At 62.8% G+C, this 16,275-nt stretch carries 17 protein-coding genes; 6 read left to right on the forward strand and 11 right to left on the reverse strand.

What is annotated here, in order from left to right; all coding sequences use genetic code 11:
- Positions 1-71: 71 nt before the first annotated feature.
- The 4 genes from O9X62_RS05410 (at position 72) to O9X62_RS05425 (ending at position 3,188) form a co-directional block, all read left to right on the forward strand.
- Positions 72-992 (forward strand): LysR family transcriptional regulator, encoded by a 921-nt coding sequence (locus tag O9X62_RS05410; protein WP_269531743.1) that lies wholly within the window; start codon positions 72-74, stop codon positions 990-992.
- A gap of 132 nt (positions 993-1,124) precedes the next feature.
- Complete coding sequence (locus O9X62_RS05415) at positions 1,125-1,622, forward strand: DUF4442 domain-containing protein (protein WP_269531744.1); 498 nt, start codon at positions 1,125-1,127, stop codon at positions 1,620-1,622.
- Between the two features lies 1 nt (position 1,623).
- Positions 1,624-2,373, forward strand: a complete 750-nt coding sequence (locus tag O9X62_RS05420; protein ID WP_269531745.1) for an ABC transporter substrate-binding protein — start codon at positions 1,624-1,626, stop codon at positions 2,371-2,373.
- Positions 2,370-3,188, forward strand: coding sequence for a crotonase/enoyl-CoA hydratase family protein (locus tag O9X62_RS05425; RefSeq protein WP_269531746.1), 819 nt, complete (start codon positions 2,370-2,372; stop codon positions 3,186-3,188). Before O9X62_RS05420 ends, O9X62_RS05425 begins: the two co-directional genes overlap by 4 nt.
- A 19-nt stretch (positions 3,189-3,207) precedes the next feature.
- Here the strand turns inward: O9X62_RS05425 and O9X62_RS05430 are convergent, their stop codons facing one another.
- From O9X62_RS05430 to rsmA, 7 genes are all read right to left on the reverse strand, one after another.
- Complete coding sequence (locus O9X62_RS05430; protein WP_269531747.1) at positions 3,208-4,098, reverse strand: alpha/beta hydrolase; 891 nt, start codon at positions 4,096-4,098, stop codon at positions 3,208-3,210.
- A gap of 73 nt (positions 4,099-4,171) precedes the next feature.
- Entirely contained in the window at positions 4,172-4,900 is a 729-nt protein-coding gene (locus tag O9X62_RS05435) for an amino acid ABC transporter ATP-binding protein (protein ID WP_269531748.1), read from the reverse strand.
- A gap of 86 nt (positions 4,901-4,986) precedes the next feature.
- The gene (locus O9X62_RS05440; protein WP_269531749.1) at positions 4,987-5,160 is read right to left on the reverse strand and encodes a hypothetical protein; all 174 of its coding nucleotides are present in this window, start codon (positions 5,158-5,160) and stop codon (positions 4,987-4,989) included.
- 26 nt (positions 5,161-5,186) lie between these two features.
- A complete protein-coding gene (locus tag O9X62_RS05445; RefSeq protein WP_269531750.1) occupies positions 5,187-5,852 on the reverse strand; it encodes an amino acid ABC transporter permease in 666 nt (221 codons plus the stop codon).
- Positions 5,849-6,598, reverse strand: coding sequence for an amino acid ABC transporter permease (locus O9X62_RS05450; protein WP_269531751.1), 750 nt, complete (start codon positions 6,596-6,598; stop codon positions 5,849-5,851). The genes O9X62_RS05445 and O9X62_RS05450 overlap by 4 nt, the downstream gene beginning before the upstream one ends.
- Before the next feature lie 56 nt (positions 6,599-6,654).
- Positions 6,655-7,545 (reverse strand): transporter substrate-binding domain-containing protein, encoded by an 891-nt coding sequence (locus O9X62_RS05455; protein ID WP_269531752.1) that lies wholly within the window; start codon positions 7,543-7,545, stop codon positions 6,655-6,657.
- Positions 7,546-7,850: 305 nt separating this feature from the next.
- On the reverse strand, positions 7,851-8,633 hold the full coding sequence (rsmA, locus tag O9X62_RS05460) for a 16S rRNA (adenine(1518)-N(6)/adenine(1519)-N(6))-dimethyltransferase RsmA (protein WP_269531753.1): 783 nt from the start codon (positions 8,631-8,633) through the stop codon (positions 7,851-7,853).
- A 126-nt stretch (positions 8,634-8,759) separates the two neighbouring features.
- On the opposite strand from rsmA, the gene O9X62_RS05465 reads away from it, so the two are divergent.
- Complete coding sequence (locus O9X62_RS05465) at positions 8,760-10,226, forward strand: diguanylate cyclase (RefSeq protein WP_269531754.1); 1,467 nt, start codon at positions 8,760-8,762, stop codon at positions 10,224-10,226.
- Here the strand turns inward: O9X62_RS05465 and pdxA are convergent.
- Genes pdxA through O9X62_RS05485 form a run of 4 tightly spaced genes read right to left on the reverse strand, consistent with a single transcriptional unit; the run spans position 10,205 to position 14,981 of the window.
- On the reverse strand, positions 10,205-11,227 hold the full coding sequence (gene pdxA / locus O9X62_RS05470; RefSeq protein WP_269531755.1) for a 4-hydroxythreonine-4-phosphate dehydrogenase PdxA: 1,023 nt from the start codon (positions 11,225-11,227) through the stop codon (positions 10,205-10,207). The genes O9X62_RS05465 and pdxA overlap by 22 nt on opposite strands.
- Positions 11,224-11,568 carry an antibiotic biosynthesis monooxygenase gene (locus O9X62_RS05475; protein WP_269531756.1) on the reverse strand — a complete coding sequence of 115 codons (345 nt, stop codon included), beginning with the start codon at positions 11,566-11,568 and terminating at the stop codon, positions 11,224-11,226. Before O9X62_RS05475 ends, pdxA begins: the two co-directional genes overlap by 4 nt.
- 3 nt (positions 11,569-11,571) lie before the next feature.
- Positions 11,572-12,864, reverse strand: coding sequence for a peptidylprolyl isomerase (locus tag O9X62_RS05480; RefSeq protein ID WP_269531757.1), 1,293 nt, complete (start codon positions 12,862-12,864; stop codon positions 11,572-11,574).
- Positions 12,861-14,981, reverse strand: coding sequence for an LPS-assembly protein LptD (locus O9X62_RS05485; protein WP_269531758.1), 2,121 nt, complete (start codon positions 14,979-14,981; stop codon positions 12,861-12,863). Before O9X62_RS05485 ends, O9X62_RS05480 begins: the two co-directional genes overlap by 4 nt.
- A 67-nt stretch (positions 14,982-15,048) precedes the next feature.
- Between O9X62_RS05485 and O9X62_RS05490 the strand changes: the two genes are divergently transcribed.
- Entirely contained in the window at positions 15,049-16,059 is a 1,011-nt protein-coding gene (locus tag O9X62_RS05490) for an aminoglycoside phosphotransferase family protein (RefSeq protein ID WP_269531759.1), read from the forward strand.
- Positions 16,060-16,275: the final 216 nt, after the last annotated feature.

Raw genomic sequence — 16,275 nt, forward strand, 5'->3', positions numbered from 1 at the left:
GATTTGCATGATGCGCGCGGGGTGTCTATGATCACAGCGCAAGATTTTCCGGTTCTGGATCGATTCTGCTCATGTCCTCACTGCTCGAACTCCGCCATCTGCGCACGCTGACCGCCCTGGTTGAAACCGGTGGTGTGGCGCGTGCGGCCGAGCGGCTCAATCTCACGCAATCGGCCTTGTCGCATCAGCTCAAGCTGCTGGAAGACCACTTTGGCTTGAGCCTGTTCGAGCGCAAATCGCAGCCGCTCAAGCTCACGCCGGCCGGGCAGCGGCTGCATACGCTGGCGCTGAGCGTATTGCCGCAGGTGGGCGATGCCTGCCGCGATGTGGCGCGTATCCGCGATGGGGCGGTGGGCAGTTTGCGCGTGGCGGTGGAGTGCCATACCTGCTTCGACTGGCTGATGCCGGCCATGGATGAATACCGGCCACGCTGGCCCGAGGTGGAGCTCGATATCGTGTCGGGTTTTCATGCTGATCCGATCGGGCTGATCCATCAGGACGAGGCCGATATCGCCATCGTGTCCGAGCGAGATACGGATGAGCCCATGCATTACTTCCCGCTGTTCCGCTACGAGATTGTCGGCCTGGTGGCCAACGATCACGCGCTGGCGGGCAAGGCGCGGCTCGAAGCCAGCGACTTTGCCAGCGAAACGCTGATCACTTATCCCGTGCCCGAAACCATGCTGGACATCATGCGCCAGGTGCTCACGCCGGCCGGCATTGCGCCCAAGCGGCGTAGCAGCGAGCTGACGGTGGCGATACTGCAGCTGGTCGCCAGCCGCCGTGGCATTGCCGCCCTGCCGGCTTGGGCGGTGGCGCCGTATCTAGAGCGCCGCTATGTGACCGCGCTACCGATCACGTCGAAGCGTCTGTATGGCGAGTTGTATGCGGCCGTGCCCAAGGGCCGTGCCCCGCTGGCCTATGTGGAAGACTTCGTGGAGACGGTGCGCGCGACCTGCGCGGCCAGCCTGCCGGCGATCACCTTGCTGTAGCGCGGCACGGATTCCCGGCAAATTGCCTGCATATCAACCACAATCGTGATGATGTGACAGCACGCTCGTTGCATATCAAGCACTTGCTTGGTTAAAGTGAGCGCCTTGCCATCGGACCAAGGGAGTCCTGCCGTGGATCAGTTCAGCAATGCCTTCAGCCGTATCAACGACAAGTTCAATCGCGTACCCGCCTTCCTGCGTCGCTGGGCGCGTTCGAAAGCGTTTGGCGGCTATGTGAAGTTTGCCGGTACGGCCGGGATCGACTTCGAGGAAGTCAGCCGCGAGCGCGTGGTTTGCCATATCTACAACGTGGGCAAGAACCAGAACCACATCAAAGGCGTGCATGCTGCGGCGATGGCGCTGCTGGCCGAAACCGCCACCGGTTTTGCCGTGGGCATGAACCTGCCCGACGACAAGCTGCCGCTGCTCAAGAGCATGAAGGTGGAATACAAGAAGCGCGCCCAGGGCAATCTCAAGGCCGTGGCCGCGCTGACCGCCGAGCAGATCACCCAGGTACGTACGCTGGAAAAGGGCGATGTGACGGTGCCGGTAACGGTGACCGACGAATCCGGCAATGAGCCGATCCAGTGCGAAATGATCTGGGCCTGGATACCCAAAAAGCGCAACTGAGATGTGCCGCCCGGCCCTGATCCTGCTGCTGGCCATGCTGCTCCCCGCCGGGGCGGCACCCTTGCAGGTCGTGCTGGGCATGGGCCGGCCGCCCTATGTGTTCGAGCGCGATGGCCGCGGCCAGGGGATTGAGACCGATGCGGTGCTGGCTGCCTTGCAGGATGAGCGCCGTGTCATCGTTACCCGCCATCTGCCCAATGCGCGCTTTGCGCTGGCGTTGGCGGATACTTCGGTGGATGTGGTGGTGGCCGTCTTGCCGGGCAAGAACGGCATCGTCTGCCTCTCGCGCGAGTCGATCAGTCAGTACCACGACGTCGCGGTCAGCAAGACCAAGCATGGTATCCGCCTGTCGAGGGTGGCTGATCTGACCGGCCATACTGTGGTGGCTTGGCAAGATGCCTACCGCAGTCTCGGCCCGGAGGTGCTTGGCCTTTACGCGCCGAGCGTGCGCGATAGCCGGCGCTACGCCGAAGTGGGTGACCAAGCCCAACAGAATCGGCTGTTCTGGCTGGATCGCTACGAAGTCATGCTGCTCGATCAGCGCATCTTTACCTGGTATCGCCGCGAACTGGCGCAAGAGTTCGACACCCGCGAGCCGGTGACCGTGCACGACCTGTTCCCCAAAGTTACCCCCTACTACGTGGCGTTCCGAGATTGCGCCCTGCGTGATCGCTTCGATGCCCGGCTGCGGCGCATGAAGGCTGACGGCCGTTACCAACAGATTCTTGACCGCTATCTGGGTGAACCATGATTCCTGAATTCACGACCCTGTCCATCACGCTCGATCAGCATGTTGCCGAGATCGCGCTGAACCGCCCCAAGCGCGCCAATGCCATGAACGAAGCCATGTGGCGCGAGCTGCGCGAGGCTATGCAATGGCTGGACGCTGAGCCCACGGCGCGCGTGGCGATCATTCGCGGCGAGGGGGCGAACTTCTGCTCGGGGATTGATCTGGAAATGCTGATGGGTGTGCAGGCGCGCATCCAGGATGACTGCCAGGGCCGGCAGGCCGAGAAGCTGCGGCGACTGATCCTGGATTTGCAGGACAGCCTCACCGCCATCGAGCGTTGCAGCAAGCCGGTGATGGCCGCTGTGCATGGCCGTTGTATCGGCGGCGGCCTCGATCTGATCGCTGCGTGCGATCTGCGCTATGCGAGCAGCGAGGCGCTGTTCTGCCTGAAGGAAGTGGATCTGGGCATTGTGGCTGACGTGGGCGTGCTGCAACGGTTGCCCAAGATCATCGGCGATGGCCATACGCGCGAACTGGCGTACACGGCGCGTGAATTCAGTGCCGACGATGCGGCGCGCATGGGCCTGGTGAGCCGTAGCTTGGCCGATGCCGCGAGCCTGCTGAGCACGGTGCGCGAGATCGCCGCGCAGATTGCCGCCAAGCCGCCTCTCACCGTGCGTGGCGTGAAGGAAAACCTTAACTACGCGCGCGACCACAGCGTGGAGGAGGGGTTGCGCTATGTGGCCACCTGGAACGCGGCGATGTTGCTGTCTAATGATCTGCAGACCGCGGCGATGGCCATGGTTACAGGCACCGCGCCCAAGTTCCGCGATTAAGGCTGGTTGCCTGGCCCGCTCAGGGTTTGGACAGTGCCCACATCAGGCCGCGACTCAGCATGGCCGGGAACAGGGTGGCGTGGTCTTCGTCCTGCAAGACCGTGGCCTGCAAATCCAGCCCTTGGTAGCGATGCGACTGGATCTGGCGGACGAAGTCGCGCTGGTCGCCGACCATGTCGGTGTCTTTGTTGTAGCGCGGCCCTTTGCCCGGTGTTTCATAGCTGCCGATATACATCCGCACCTTGGCGGGTAGACGCTTGTGTGCGTTTGCGTACTGCTGTTCGGCAGCAAAGAAATAGCGGTTATCGAACCACAAGGACGCGCTGCCCAGGATGTAGTGGCTGAACAGCGTGGGCTCGGTGAACAGCGCCTGCAAGCCCAGCAATCCCCCGTAAGAGTGGCCGATGAAAAGACGTCGCGCCGGGTCGGCGGCGTAGCGCTTTTCAATCAGCGGGAATACCTCGGTCTTGAGGTACTGGAGATAGGCGGCCGATTCGCCAGCCTGGCCCGGTACGGGCTGGCTGCCACGCTGGCCCTTGGTGGGCGTGTAATCGCGGCGGCGGCTATCGGCGGGGTTGTCGCCCTTGGCGTAAGACAGACCGACGAGGATGAAGTCTTCGAGGCCCACGCCGTGGCGGTTGATTCGGTCGGCAATCGCGCGCACCACCGGGAAGCCGTAGTTCGCATCGGGCACATACAACACGGCGTAGCGTTTGCCTTGTGGCTTGTAGGCGGCAGGTAGCGAGACATAGACCTCGTAATCGCGGCCCAGCTTGCTGGCGGGGATGGCGATGACCTCGGTGTTGCTGAGAATATAGGGATCGGCTTGGGCGGCGAGCGTGGCAGGAGCGCCAAGCAGCAGGGCGAGCGACAGCGCCAAACGACGCAGGGATGCGGAAAACGGGATCATCGGCAGGAAAGGGGCTGGCAAACGGCCCCGGAGCCTAACCGAAGCCCTTGCCTGCTGCCAGTCAGCGCGTTGATCAGTGCGAGAGGATTTTCGACAGGAACTGCTGCGCGCGCTCGCCACGCGGCTGGCCGAAGAAGTCGTCCTTGCTGCAGTCTTCCTCGATCTTGCCCTGATCCATGAAGATGACGCGGCTGGCGACCTTGCGCGCAAAGCCCATCTCGTGGGTCACGCACATCATCGTCATGCCTTCATGGGCCAGCTGCACCATCACGTCGAGCACCTCGTTGACCATTTCGGGGTCGAGTGCCGAGGTGGGCTCGTCGAACAGCATCACGATCGGGTCCATGGCCAGCGCCCGCGCAATGGCCACGCGCTGCTGCTGCCCGCCCGAAAGCTGGCCGGGAAACTTGGCGGCCTGGGCCTTGAGGCCTACGCGGTCGAGCAGTTTGAGGCCCTTGTCCATGGCCTCCTCGTGGCTGCGGCCCAAGACCTTTTTCTGCGCAATCGTCAGGTTCTCGGTAATCGTCAGGTGCGGGAACAGCTCGAAATGCTGGAACACCATGCCGACGCGCGAACGCAGTTTGGGCAGGTTGGTATCGGGGGCGGACAGCGAAATGCCATCGACCACCACATCGCCCTTCTGGAACGGTTCGAGCGCGTTCACGCACTTGATCAGCGTGGACTTGCCCGAACCCGACGGCCCGCACACCACGACCACTTCGCCCTTGCTGACCTCGGTGCTGCAATCGGTCAGCACCTGGAAGTTGCCGTACCACTTGGAGATGTTCTGGATGGAAATCATCGGGAATCCTTGATGCGGATGCTGGGCATGTTGACGCAGTGATCAAGCTGCGCCCGGAAAAGTGTCTGCCTGGATTGCAGGCTGTTTCAGTCTTGGCCGTTTCGCCGGCCGGCATTGCTGATCCACATGATCAAGCTGATGAAACCCAGCATGCCACCGGCAAGCTGGAAACCACCGTTATTGGTGTAGGTGCCAACCACCAGCATCAACAGTCCGGCAACAAACAGTGCAAAAGTGGATGACTTGATCAAGGTTGACATCAGCGTATCCCCGTTCGTCCAAAACACTAACGAATGATGGCTATGCGCGTATGCAGCGCTTTGACAGCGCGCGACAGCGAGAAACTGACAACCAGATACACCACGGCAATACCGGCATACATGACTACCGGCGCGTTATCGCGGTTGGCGACCTTGCTGGCGGCGCCGAACAGATCGGTGGCGCCAACCACGTAGACCAGCGAGGTGTCCTGGAACAGGATGATCACCTGCGTGAGCAGCAGCGGCACCACATTGCGGAAGGCCTGCGGCAAGATCACGAAGCGCATGTTCTGCCAGTAGTTGAAACCCATGGCCTGCCCGGCTGCGACCTGCCCCTTGGGTATCGACTGGATACCGGCGCGGATGATCTCGCAGAAGTACGCGGCCTCGAAAATGGCGAAGGTGATGTAGGCCGATTTGTCGGCGCCCACCGGCACCCCAGCCAGCAGCGGCACGAGGATGTAGAACCAGAAGATCACCAGCAGCAGCGGCACTGAGCGGAACAGGTTCACATAGGCGGCGGCGATCGTGGCCAGTGGCTGAATGCCGGACAGGCGCGCCATGGCCAGCAGTGTGCCGAGCACGATGCCGACTGCAGTGGCAAAGGCGGTGAGCGACAGGGAATACATGAAGCCCTGCAGCAGGAAATCCCGCGCGTTGAAAAAGACCGACCAGTCGAGTGGCTGCATCATTTGCCCCCTGCGCTGATGAAGCCGGGTACCCGCGCCTTGCGCTCTACCCACGCCATCAACCGGTTCACGCTGAAGGCGAGAATCAGGTAGATGACGCTGACGATGCTCATGACTTCAATCGGGTTAGCGGGTGCGTATTCGCCGGTGATCTGGCGCATCTGGAACGTGAGTTCGGTGAGGCCGATAGCCAGCGCCACGGCGGAGTTCTTGAACACATTCATGAACTCGGACGTGAGCGGCGGGATGATGACGCGGAACGCCATGGGCAAGAGCACGTAGCGGTAGGTCTGCGCCAACGTGAAGCCCAGCGCCAGCCCGGCATAACGCTGGCCGCGCGGGAGGGTCAGGATGCCGGTGCGCACCTGCTCGGCCACGCGGGCGGCGGTAAACAGGCCCAGGCCGACCATGGCGGTGAAAAATTCGGGCAGCGGCATCTGCTGCTTCATCCACATGCCGGCCGCTTCGGGTAACAGTTCGGGCAGCACGAAGAACCAGAGGAACAGCTGCACGATCAGCGGAATATTGCGAAACAGCTCCACATACGCCGTGGCCAGACCGGCAATCCACTTGTTGGGGAGCGTACGCAGCGTGCCGATCAGCGAACCCACGAGCAGGGCGATGACCCAGGCGCTCAGCGCCACGGCCACCGTCCAGCCCAGGCCGTTGAGCACCCACTGGTAGTAGAACTCACCGGTGCCGTAGACCTCCTCGAAGAGGATGCCCCAGTTCCATTGGTAATTACCCATTGCCGTTCTCCGGCAGCAAGCGCGGCATGCGCCTGCTGCCCATCACCAGTTGGCTATCAAACGCCCACGTCGCTCGGGTTTTTGATGGCTTCCTTGAGCTTTTCGCTCATCGGCAGGTTGATGGTGATGTTTTTGGGCGGAATCGGTTTGAGGAACCACTTGTCGTAGATCGCATTGATCTGGCCTGACTTGTAGATGCCGGCCAGCGTGCCGTCGACCAGCGCCTTGAACTGCGGATCATCCTTGCGCAGCATGATGCCGTAAGGCTCGACCGACAGCGCAGGGCCCACAATCGCAAACGCTTTGGGGTTGCTGTAGTTGGCGATCAGGCCGGCCAGCAGGATGTCATCCATCACGAAAGCCGCGGCGCGGCCGGTTTCCACCATCAGGAAGCTCTCGGAGTGATCCTTGCCGTAGACATTTTTCACGTCGATGGCCTTGCCCTGCTCGTTCTGCTTGATGTAACGATCCGAGGTGGTGCCGGTGGTGGTGACCACGGGCTTGCCGTTCAGGTCGTCCAGCGATTTGATGCCGGCATCGGCCTTGGTCAGCATGCGCACGGCCGTCACGAAATAGTGGCTGCTGAAGGCGACCTGCTTCTGGCGTTCCTTGCTGTTGGTGGTGGAGCCACATTCCATATCGATGGTGCCGTTGACCATCAGGGGGATGCGCGTCTGCGAGGTCACGGGCACCAGCTTGGTCACCAGCGAGGGCTTGTTGAGCTTTTTCTTCACGGCGGCCACGACCTGGTTGCACAGGTCCATCGCGTAGCCGACCGGCTTCTGGTTTGCATCCAGATACGAAAACGGAATCGACGATTCGCGATGGCCGACGGTGATGATGCCGGTATCGTTGATTTTCTTGAGCGTACCGGTCAGGGCCTCGGCTTGCGCCATGCCGGTCATCGAAACGGCGGCCAGCGCCGACAGCAACAACGTTTTTTGCATCGCGGTATCTCCTGGTGTGGGTGGGCGGCTGTGTCAGCACTATAGTCGCTGGCTTGGCAACAGGCTCGGTCGCTACACCCGGTTCGCGAGTGCGTTTACGACATGGCCAGCCGTCATGGCGAGGACGCAGAGTGCAATCGCAAGCCCCTGATCCACAAGGGGGGAAACCCTAATGTTGTGTTTCGCGCGCAAAGCCGGGCAGGGGAATCCAGGCGTAAGTTGCAATAAGGCCTGGCCGCATAGCAGCGATGGCGTACCTATCCACCTATATCCCAGCGCAATGCGGCCTTGGGCCTTATTGCTCCCTATGCCAGGGCGTTGGCGAGGCGGACATAATCGCGCACGGTAATGTTTTCGGCGCGTTGGGTCGGGTCGATCTCGAGTTCGGCGAAAAGAGCGTCGCTGACCAGCCCCTTGAGGTTATTGCGCAGGGTCTTGCGACGCTGCGCAAAGGCCTGTGCCACCAGCTTTTCCAGCCCGGCCAGGTCCGTCACGGCTAGCTCGAACGGGCGCGGGATCATGCGCACGATGGCCGAATCCACCTTGGGGGGCGGGTTGAAGGCTTCGGGCGGGACATCCAGCAGCTTTTCCATATGGAAGTGGTACTGCAGCATCACGCTCAGGCGACCGTAGTCGGCACAGCCGGGTTCCGCCACCATGCGCAGCACGACTTCGTTCTGCAACATGAAATGGCAATCGGCAATCTGCGGCGCAAAGCTGGCCAGATGGAACAGCAGCGGCGTGGAGATGTTGTAGGGCAGGTTGCCGACGAGGCGAATCTGCCCGCCCGGCGCGAGTTGTGTAGCCAGCGCGCCGAAATCGAACTTGAGCGCATCGAAGTTGTGGATGACCAGCTTGCCCGGCGCAAAGCGGCCTTGTAGCCGCGCCACGATATCGCGGTCGATTTCCACCGCGTGCAGCACATCTAGCTTGGCCAGCAGCGGCGCGGTCAGCGCGGCGAGTCCGGGGCCGATTTCGACCATGGCATCGCTTGCCTGCGGGCCGATGCAGCTGATGATGTCGTTGATGACAGCCTGGTCTTCCAGGAAGTTCTGGCCGAAGCGCTTGCGGGGGATATGGGTGCTCATGTCGCTATTCTACGGCCTGATTGCACCGTATCCCAATTTCCGGTGTGGGCGCCGTACGGCAGGGCAGGGTGTGCGTTTCCGGCCTAAAGTGAGGATTCCACCACCAATATGCTGGAGCCGTGTGGCATGACAACCCTCAGCGGCGGGCCGCCTGTGCTGGATCGGCCCGTACCCTTGACTGGCGTGCGCCGTTACCTGTCCATCGTGTGGCTGGGGCAGCCACTCTGGGTGCACCTGCTGCTGGCCTTTGGCTATGTGTTGGCCGGGCGCACGGCCAGCTTCTTTTCCGGTCTGGAGGGCGTGCTGGCCGGTAATTTCTTCCTGCAGCAGGGGTATGCGCTGATGCTGGCGGCGCAGTTCGGCATTGGCGCCCTGCCGGCCACGCTGGTTGGCCACGGCATTTATGCTGCTCTGGAGGGAGTGTCGCCCAGCAGTCTGGTGTTGAGCACGTTGTCGAACGGGCTGGTGGTGTATGCCTGCACCGTGGCCTTCCGGCGAACGCGCTTCAGTCTGCCGGTGCGCAGCCCGCAAGGGCTGGTGGCACTGGTGCTGGTGGCACTCGTTGCCTATCAGCTCTTGAGCCGTACGCTGGGCACCCTGCTGCTGTTTCGCTCATCCGATCAGCTCCAGCTTTCGTGGGGGCTGTATCAGGCCATCCTCGCCGATTCACTGGTCCATGAGCTGACCTTGCAGGTACTGGTCTGCCTGACCCTGCTGTGTACCCATGATGAATGGCAACGCGGCCGCCGATCCCGCTACTGGCTGGGCGGACTGGCATCGGCCCTGGCCATGTCCGTGGTGCTGGTGACCTTGCTGCAAGGCTGGTGGCCGCAGATTCCGCCGCTGCAGGTGTTCTCCATGCTCTATGTGGCCACCATGCTGCTGACGTTCGCCTACGGCCTGCATGGCGCGGCCTTTGGCAATCTCACCATGCTGGCCGTGCTGCAGTGGGCAGGCAATGCCAATCTGCCCGTGTTTGAGGCCGTGATGCGTGCGTTTGGCCGGCCGGACAATGTGAGTACCGTGGTGGTGGGCACGATTATCAGCACCTGTCTTGTCGGCGCCCTGCTGCGCGAAAAGTCCGAACGCGCTCGGCACCTGTTCCAGCTCGCCACCCGCGATGTGTTGACGGGGCTGGTCAACCGCCGCCATTTCTTTGAATCCGCCAACCGCGAAGTCGCCCGGCTGCACAGGCAGGGCGGTGCACTGGCCTTGCTGTATTTCGATCTGGATCACTTCAAGCGCATCAACGACCAGCATGGTCATGCTGCCGGGGATCGGGTATTGCGGTTCATGGGCGACTTGCTGCAGCGGATTGCCCGTGGCAGCGATATTCCCGCGCGCATCGGCGGCGAGGAGTTTGTCTGGCTGGCACCCGATAGCCACGACGCCATGGCGATTGCCCGCAAGCTGCAGCAGGCAATCTACGAGCACCTGCCCGATGACCTGAGCGTGGTGCCGTTTACTGTCAGCGTGGGGGTCACCATGGTGCATCCGGATGAGACCAGCATCGATGCAGCGCTGACCCGCGCCGACGGGGCGCTCTATCAGGCCAAGCACGCGGGCCGCGATCAGGCTGTATTCGTACCCTGAGCCGTGCGAGCCAGCGATACAGCCAGCGCGATGGCCGCCTGCAGGCTACCGCCATCGGCGCGGCCCGAGCCGGCCAGATCCAGTGCCGTACCGTGATCTACCGAAGTGCGGATCAGCGGTAGCCCCAGCGTCAGGTTGATGCCCTGGCCGAAGGTGGCGTGCTTGAGCACTGGCAGACCTTGGTCGTGATACATGGCGAGCACCGCATCACCTTGCGCCAGCACGGGCGGGTTGAACAGGGTGTCGGCCGGCAGTGGGCCGATCAACTGCAGGCCCTCGGCGCGCAAGGCGTCGAGTACCGGAATGATGATGTCGAGTTCCTCGCGCCCCAGATGCCCGCCTTCACCCGCATGCGGATTCAGGCCCGCGACGAGGATGCGTGGTCGGGCGATGCCGAACTTGTGGCGCAGATCGGCATCGAGGATGCGCAGGGTTTGTGTCAGCGAGATCGGCGTGATGGCGTCGGCCACCTCGCGCAGGGGTAGGTGGGTGGTGGCGAGGGCGACGCGGAGTGAAAAACCGGGGCTGACGGCATCGCATCTGCCCGCGAGCATCATCACCACCTGCGGCGTATCCGTTTGTTCGGCGAGGTATTCGGTATGCCCGGTAAACCCCGCATGGCCACCTTCGATGATCACACCCTTATGCAGCGGCGCCGTGACCATGGCGGCAAACTCGCCCGACTGGCAGCCGGCAATCGCCCTATCCAGCAGGGCAATCACATGGCCGGCATTGCGGGTGTCGAGCTCGCCGGCCTGGCAGGGCCTGGCTAGGGGGAGGTGCAGCACTTCCAGCGTACCCGGCGCGGGGGGCTGATCGGGTGCGTAGTCAACGAGCTGGGACTTGCCGCCGGCCAGCCTGGCCCGCGCGTGCAGCAGTGTGCGATCGCCGATCAGGACGAGGCGCGCATCGAATAGGCTGGGGTCCAGCGCCGCACAAAGTTCCGGGCCGATGCCGGCGGGTTCACCGGTGGTGATGGCGATCAGGGGGAGCTGATTCATGCGGTCTGGTCCGTGATGCTCGGGCAGATCAGGTAGTCGGCCACGGGTGCGAGCCGTACTTCGGGAAAGTACTCAGCGACGGCTGCGTGCATCTGGTCCGCGTGATGCTGGGCTTCGTGGTCCGGTGATTCGTTAGCGAAGGCGATGGTCCGGGCGTCAGGGCTGGGCCATTGGGCGTAGGCATACCAGGTACCGTCTTCCGCACGATGAAGGCGGGAACCCATTGCGCCGTGCTGGTCCCGATAGCGGCAAGTCAGAAATGACCAAGCCGCAATGAACTGTGATTCCTGGCCGGGCTTGAGCCGCCACCGATACAGCACGGCAAAGCCCGGCAAGGTCATCGTTTACTTCTCGTCGAGCCGCAGTTCAACGAAAGCCTGATCGCGCTGCTGGCGCACCCACTCTTCGTAGTGCTCATCGGCCTTGCGATCGCGCAGTTCGGAGCGCACGCGCAGACGCTGGCGGTCCTTGGTGACATCCTGCTCGCGGCGTTCGACGACCTGGATCAGGTGCCAGCCGAAGGGGCTACGAACGGGCTCGGAAATCTCGCTGGCTTTGAGCTGGTTCATGGCTTGCTCGAACTCCGGCACGGTATCGCCGGGGTTGATCCAGTCCAGATCGCCGCCCTTCTGGGCCGAGCCGTCTTCGGAATGCAGCTTGGCGATTTCCTCGAAGCTGGCGCCCCCCACGATGCGGTTGCGCAGTTCCTGGACACGCACCTTGGCATCGGCATCCGAGGTCAGCTCGTTGACCTTGATCAGCACATGGCGGGCACGGGTCTGTTTGACGATTTCCTTGCCATCGCGCTGGCGCTTTTCAAACAGCTTGATCAGGTGAAAGCCCGAGGCGCTGCGCATGATCTGGGTGACGCCGTTGTCGGGCAAGGTGTCAATCACCTGCAGGAAGGCCGGCGGCAGACGGCCGGCCGCGCGCCAGCCCAGCTCGCCGCCCTGCAGGGCATCGCCGGCATCGGAGAACGTGGCCGCGACTTCGCCAAACGACTTGCCCGCGGCAATCTGGCGGGCAGCTTCTTCGGCGCGTTTCTGGCGGGTGGCAATCACGTCAGGACCGGCGCCTTCGGGGATGGCCACGAGGATGTGGGCCAGCCGGTACTCCAGTTCGGCACGGGTCTGGTCCTGATTGCCGGCCAGATACTGATCCACCTCGGCATCGGTCACATAGACCCGGTTATCGACTTCACGCTCACGCAGCCGCTGGATCACCATTTCCTGGCGGATCTGCTCGCGGAAGGCCGGGTAGCTCGTGCCTTCCTTGTCGAGTGCGGTGCGGAATTGCGCCAGCGTGAGCTTGTTCTGTTCGGCAATGCGCTCGATGGTCTGGTCGAGCTGGCGCTCGTCGATGCGCAGGCCGGTATCGTTGGCGTAATCGATCAGGACCTTCTCGCTGATCATGCGATCGAGCACCTGCTGCCGCAGGGTGGCCAGCGGCGGGGCGGCCACATTCTGGCGGGCGAGGTTGGCGGTCACCGCGCGGATACGGGCGTTCAGCTCGATCTCGGTGATGGCCGACTTGTTGACCACGGCGACCACGCGGTCGAGGGGCTTGGGGTCGGCGGCCTGTACGGGCGCAAGGCCGGCAAGGACGAGGAGGCTGAGGAGCAGGGAGCGAAGGATCATGGTGTTTTCAGCTTGCTGTAACCGGGAATGCTCTCTTTGAGCGTTTGCAGGGGATTGGAGCCAAGCCGGCCGACATCGTTCAGCTCAAGCTGGAGGAAGAAGGGGCTGCTGGTCTGGTTGTTCGAAGTCACGAAGCGTTGGCTGACGACGCGGAAAATCCAGCAGCCGCCATTGTATTCGACCCCGGCCAGCCGCTCCAAAGAACGTCGATCCTTGAGCGACCAGTTCTGCCGCGCCACCACATACCAGTTGCGTCCCACCGGCCACTGGGTGGAGACGTCCACCTGCTCGATCTTGGTCAGCTTGTCGAGCCGGTAGCGCAGGTTCAGCAGTTTGCCGGCTTCGGGCTGGTAGCGCAGGTTCAGTGCGGCTTTGCGGGTGCCGGTGCGCTGGTCGTCGGTTTGCACGGAGGTGTCGATCCACCAGTTTTCGGCGGGTTGCCCACCCACGCTGGCGATCAGGTCGGACGCGGTGACCTTGTCGCCCCGCGCTGTTTCGTTCAGCGTGACGCGCTGCTTGTCAAAGTAAAAGCGCTGGCCGATGGCGAAACGGGCGCGTTCGATACCGGTACCGGATTCGAACAGGCGCGAGGTCAGGGCCAGGGTCAGCTGGTTGGCATCATTGATGCGGTCGCTGCCCGAGTACTGGTTCTCGCTGAACATGGTGGCGAAATTGAAGTCGGCCACCCCTGAATCGAACACCGGGATGGCACTCTGGTCGCGGTAGGGGACATTCACATAGTAGGCGCGGGGCTCCAGCGACTGCACCATGTCTTCACCGAGGAACTTGCCTTCCCGTTCGAAGAACAGGCCGCTGTCGACGCTGAAGATCGGCAGGTTGCGACTGAGCTTGCGGCCATCGTTCAGGTTATAGCGGCTCAGGTGAGCGCCGAGCTTGGGCGTGATGAAGCCCCAGCTGCGCTCCCAAGGGAGGCTCAGGCTGGGATAGGCCACGGCACGCTTGCCGTCGATCTGGGTCGGGTGGCTGAAGGAAGTGGCTTCGGCAGCAACACCCAGTGTCCACGGCGCGGGCAGAGGTGCCTGGTAATTGACCGTGAGTTGCGGCAGTCGCGCGTAGGGCACAGCGACCGGATTGGAAGGATCCTGCAGGGTCTGGAAACGCTGCATGCGCAGGCTGGCATGCAGCCCATTGCCCTGATAGTTCAGGCTGCCTTCGCGCGGCAGGAAGGTTTGCGATGCCACGGCGATACGATCGCCAAAGTCGGCAAAGTAGCGGTCGTCGCTGGTTTTCTGCAGATTCAGTTCACCCGACCAGCGCGGCGCCAGCGTGTGGCGATGCTGGTAGCTGAAGGCACTGCGGCCATCATTGAACAGACGATCCTTGGCAATGATGTCGGCGGTCAGCTGGCCGTTGAAATCCTGCCCCAGATAGCGGAATTCGTTATTGAGCAGCACACCGCGGCGGCTGATGAAGCGCGGTGCGATGGTGGCGTCCATATTGGGCGCGATATTCCAGTACCAAGGCACCGTGACCTCAAAGCCGCCGGTGCCCTTGCCCACGGACGGTGCCAGGAAACCCGATTTGCGCGAGCCGTCGAGGGTGAAATCCAGATAGGGCGTGTACAGGAAGGGCACCCCCTTGAACTCGATGGTGCCGTGACGGGCAATGCCGATATTGCGGGTGTAGTCGAGTTCCAGCTTGCCGGCGGTGATGAACCAGTCGTCCTGTCCCACCTGGCAGGTGGTGAAGCGTGCCTGATCCATGCTGTAGTGCTTTGGCCCTTCGAACAGCAGCTTGACGGCGTCGCCGCGGCCCTGACGGCTGCCCAGCCGGTAGACCGGCGCATCCAGCTCACCGATGCGGGTGGTGTTGTTCAGCTGCAGCACACCCCCTTCGACGATGTCCGGGCCTTCGGAAACGCGGGTCCGGTCGCCGGCGCGGATATCGTTGGTCTGGCTGAACAGCTCCAGCCAGTCGGCCTCGATACGGCGCTCGCCGGTATCGATCTGCACATTGCCTTCAGCACGGGTGCGCGTATTGCCTTCGCCCTCCACCTTGTCTGCCAGCAGCACGGCGGGTTGGCCGGTGTCATCGGCCTGTGCCTGCCAGGCGCACAGCAGGGCAAGAGAGAGTTGCAGCAAACGGAAACGCGACATGGAGACAGGGACAGGGCGGCAAACGAAGTGCGCTAAAATCGCACACTTTCGAGCTGCCTACAAACACATGGACCGCTACGCCTCCCTGCAAACCTGGCTCCACCACACCGTGGGTGATGGCCTGAGCCTGTCCGAGCCGATTGGCGATGCCAGCGGCCGCCGCTATTTTCGCGTCACCCTGCCCGACGGCCGGCGCCATATGCTGATGGATGCGCCGCCCGAACGGGTTGATTGCGGCCCGTTTCTGGGCATGGCCGAGCGCCTGCGCCCGCAGGTGCGGGTGCCCGCGGTGGTGGCGTTTGATGCCGCGGCCGGTTTCCTCCTGCTGGACGATCTGGGCCTGGCCGATATGCAGACCGCACTGGCGGGCATGGACGAGGCCGCCGCGGGCCGCCTCTACCTGGCGGCGCTCGATACCTTGATCGCCCTGCAGCAGACCCCGCTGGACGGCGTACCGGATTACGGCGCCGAACAAATGGTCGACGACCTCAACCGCTTTGCCGAATGGTACGCCGACAAGCATCTCGGCAAGCCGCTGCAGGGCGACGATCTGGCCGTGTGGGAGCGCAGCCGCAGCTTGCTGGTGGCACGGGCACAGGCACAGCCCAAGGTGCTGATCCACTTCGATTACCACAGCCGCAATCTGATGGTGGCCGATGGGGGCAGCGAGGATGCTCGTATCGGCGTGCTCGATTTCCAGGATGCGCGTGTCGGGCCGCTGGGCTATGACCTCGCGTCGCTGCTCAAGGACATGTACGTGCAGTGGCCCGAGGATTTCCGTCTCGATCTGGCCATCCGTTACTGGGAAAAGGCGCGCAAGACGGGCTTGCCGGTCGCGGCTTCCTTTGACCAGTTCTATCTCGATTTCGAAGTCATGGGTGTGTTCCGCCAGGTACGCACGCTGGGCACCTTTGCCCGCTTGGCCCACCGCGACGGCAAGCCGCGCTATATCGACGACATGCCGGTGGCGCTGGCCTACCTGCGCGAGACCTGCATGCGCTATGCCGAGCTGCATCCGCTGTACAAGCTGCTGAACAAGCTCACGGGCTTTCAGGTGACCACCGGCTACACCTTTTGAGAGCCTGAAGCGCTTGTTGGCATCCATGAAATCAGCAGCGGTTGCACAGGCGCCCGGGGAGCCCGTGCGCAAGTCGGCATCGACGTTCACGGAGCGGCTCTCCCTGTTTGATTCCACGCCCCCCCCGCCAGCGGTGCATGAACCACGTTCTAGGCGCAAAGCGCCAAGAACTCTGGGTATCGCCGCCGCGAGGGAGCCTCAGGGTTTGCCAATGAC

Origin of the sequence: Chitinimonas sp. BJYL2, from assembly GCF_027257935.1 — a bacterium.
Taxonomy (GTDB): Bacteria; Pseudomonadota; Gammaproteobacteria; order Burkholderiales; family Chitinimonadaceae; genus Chitinimonas.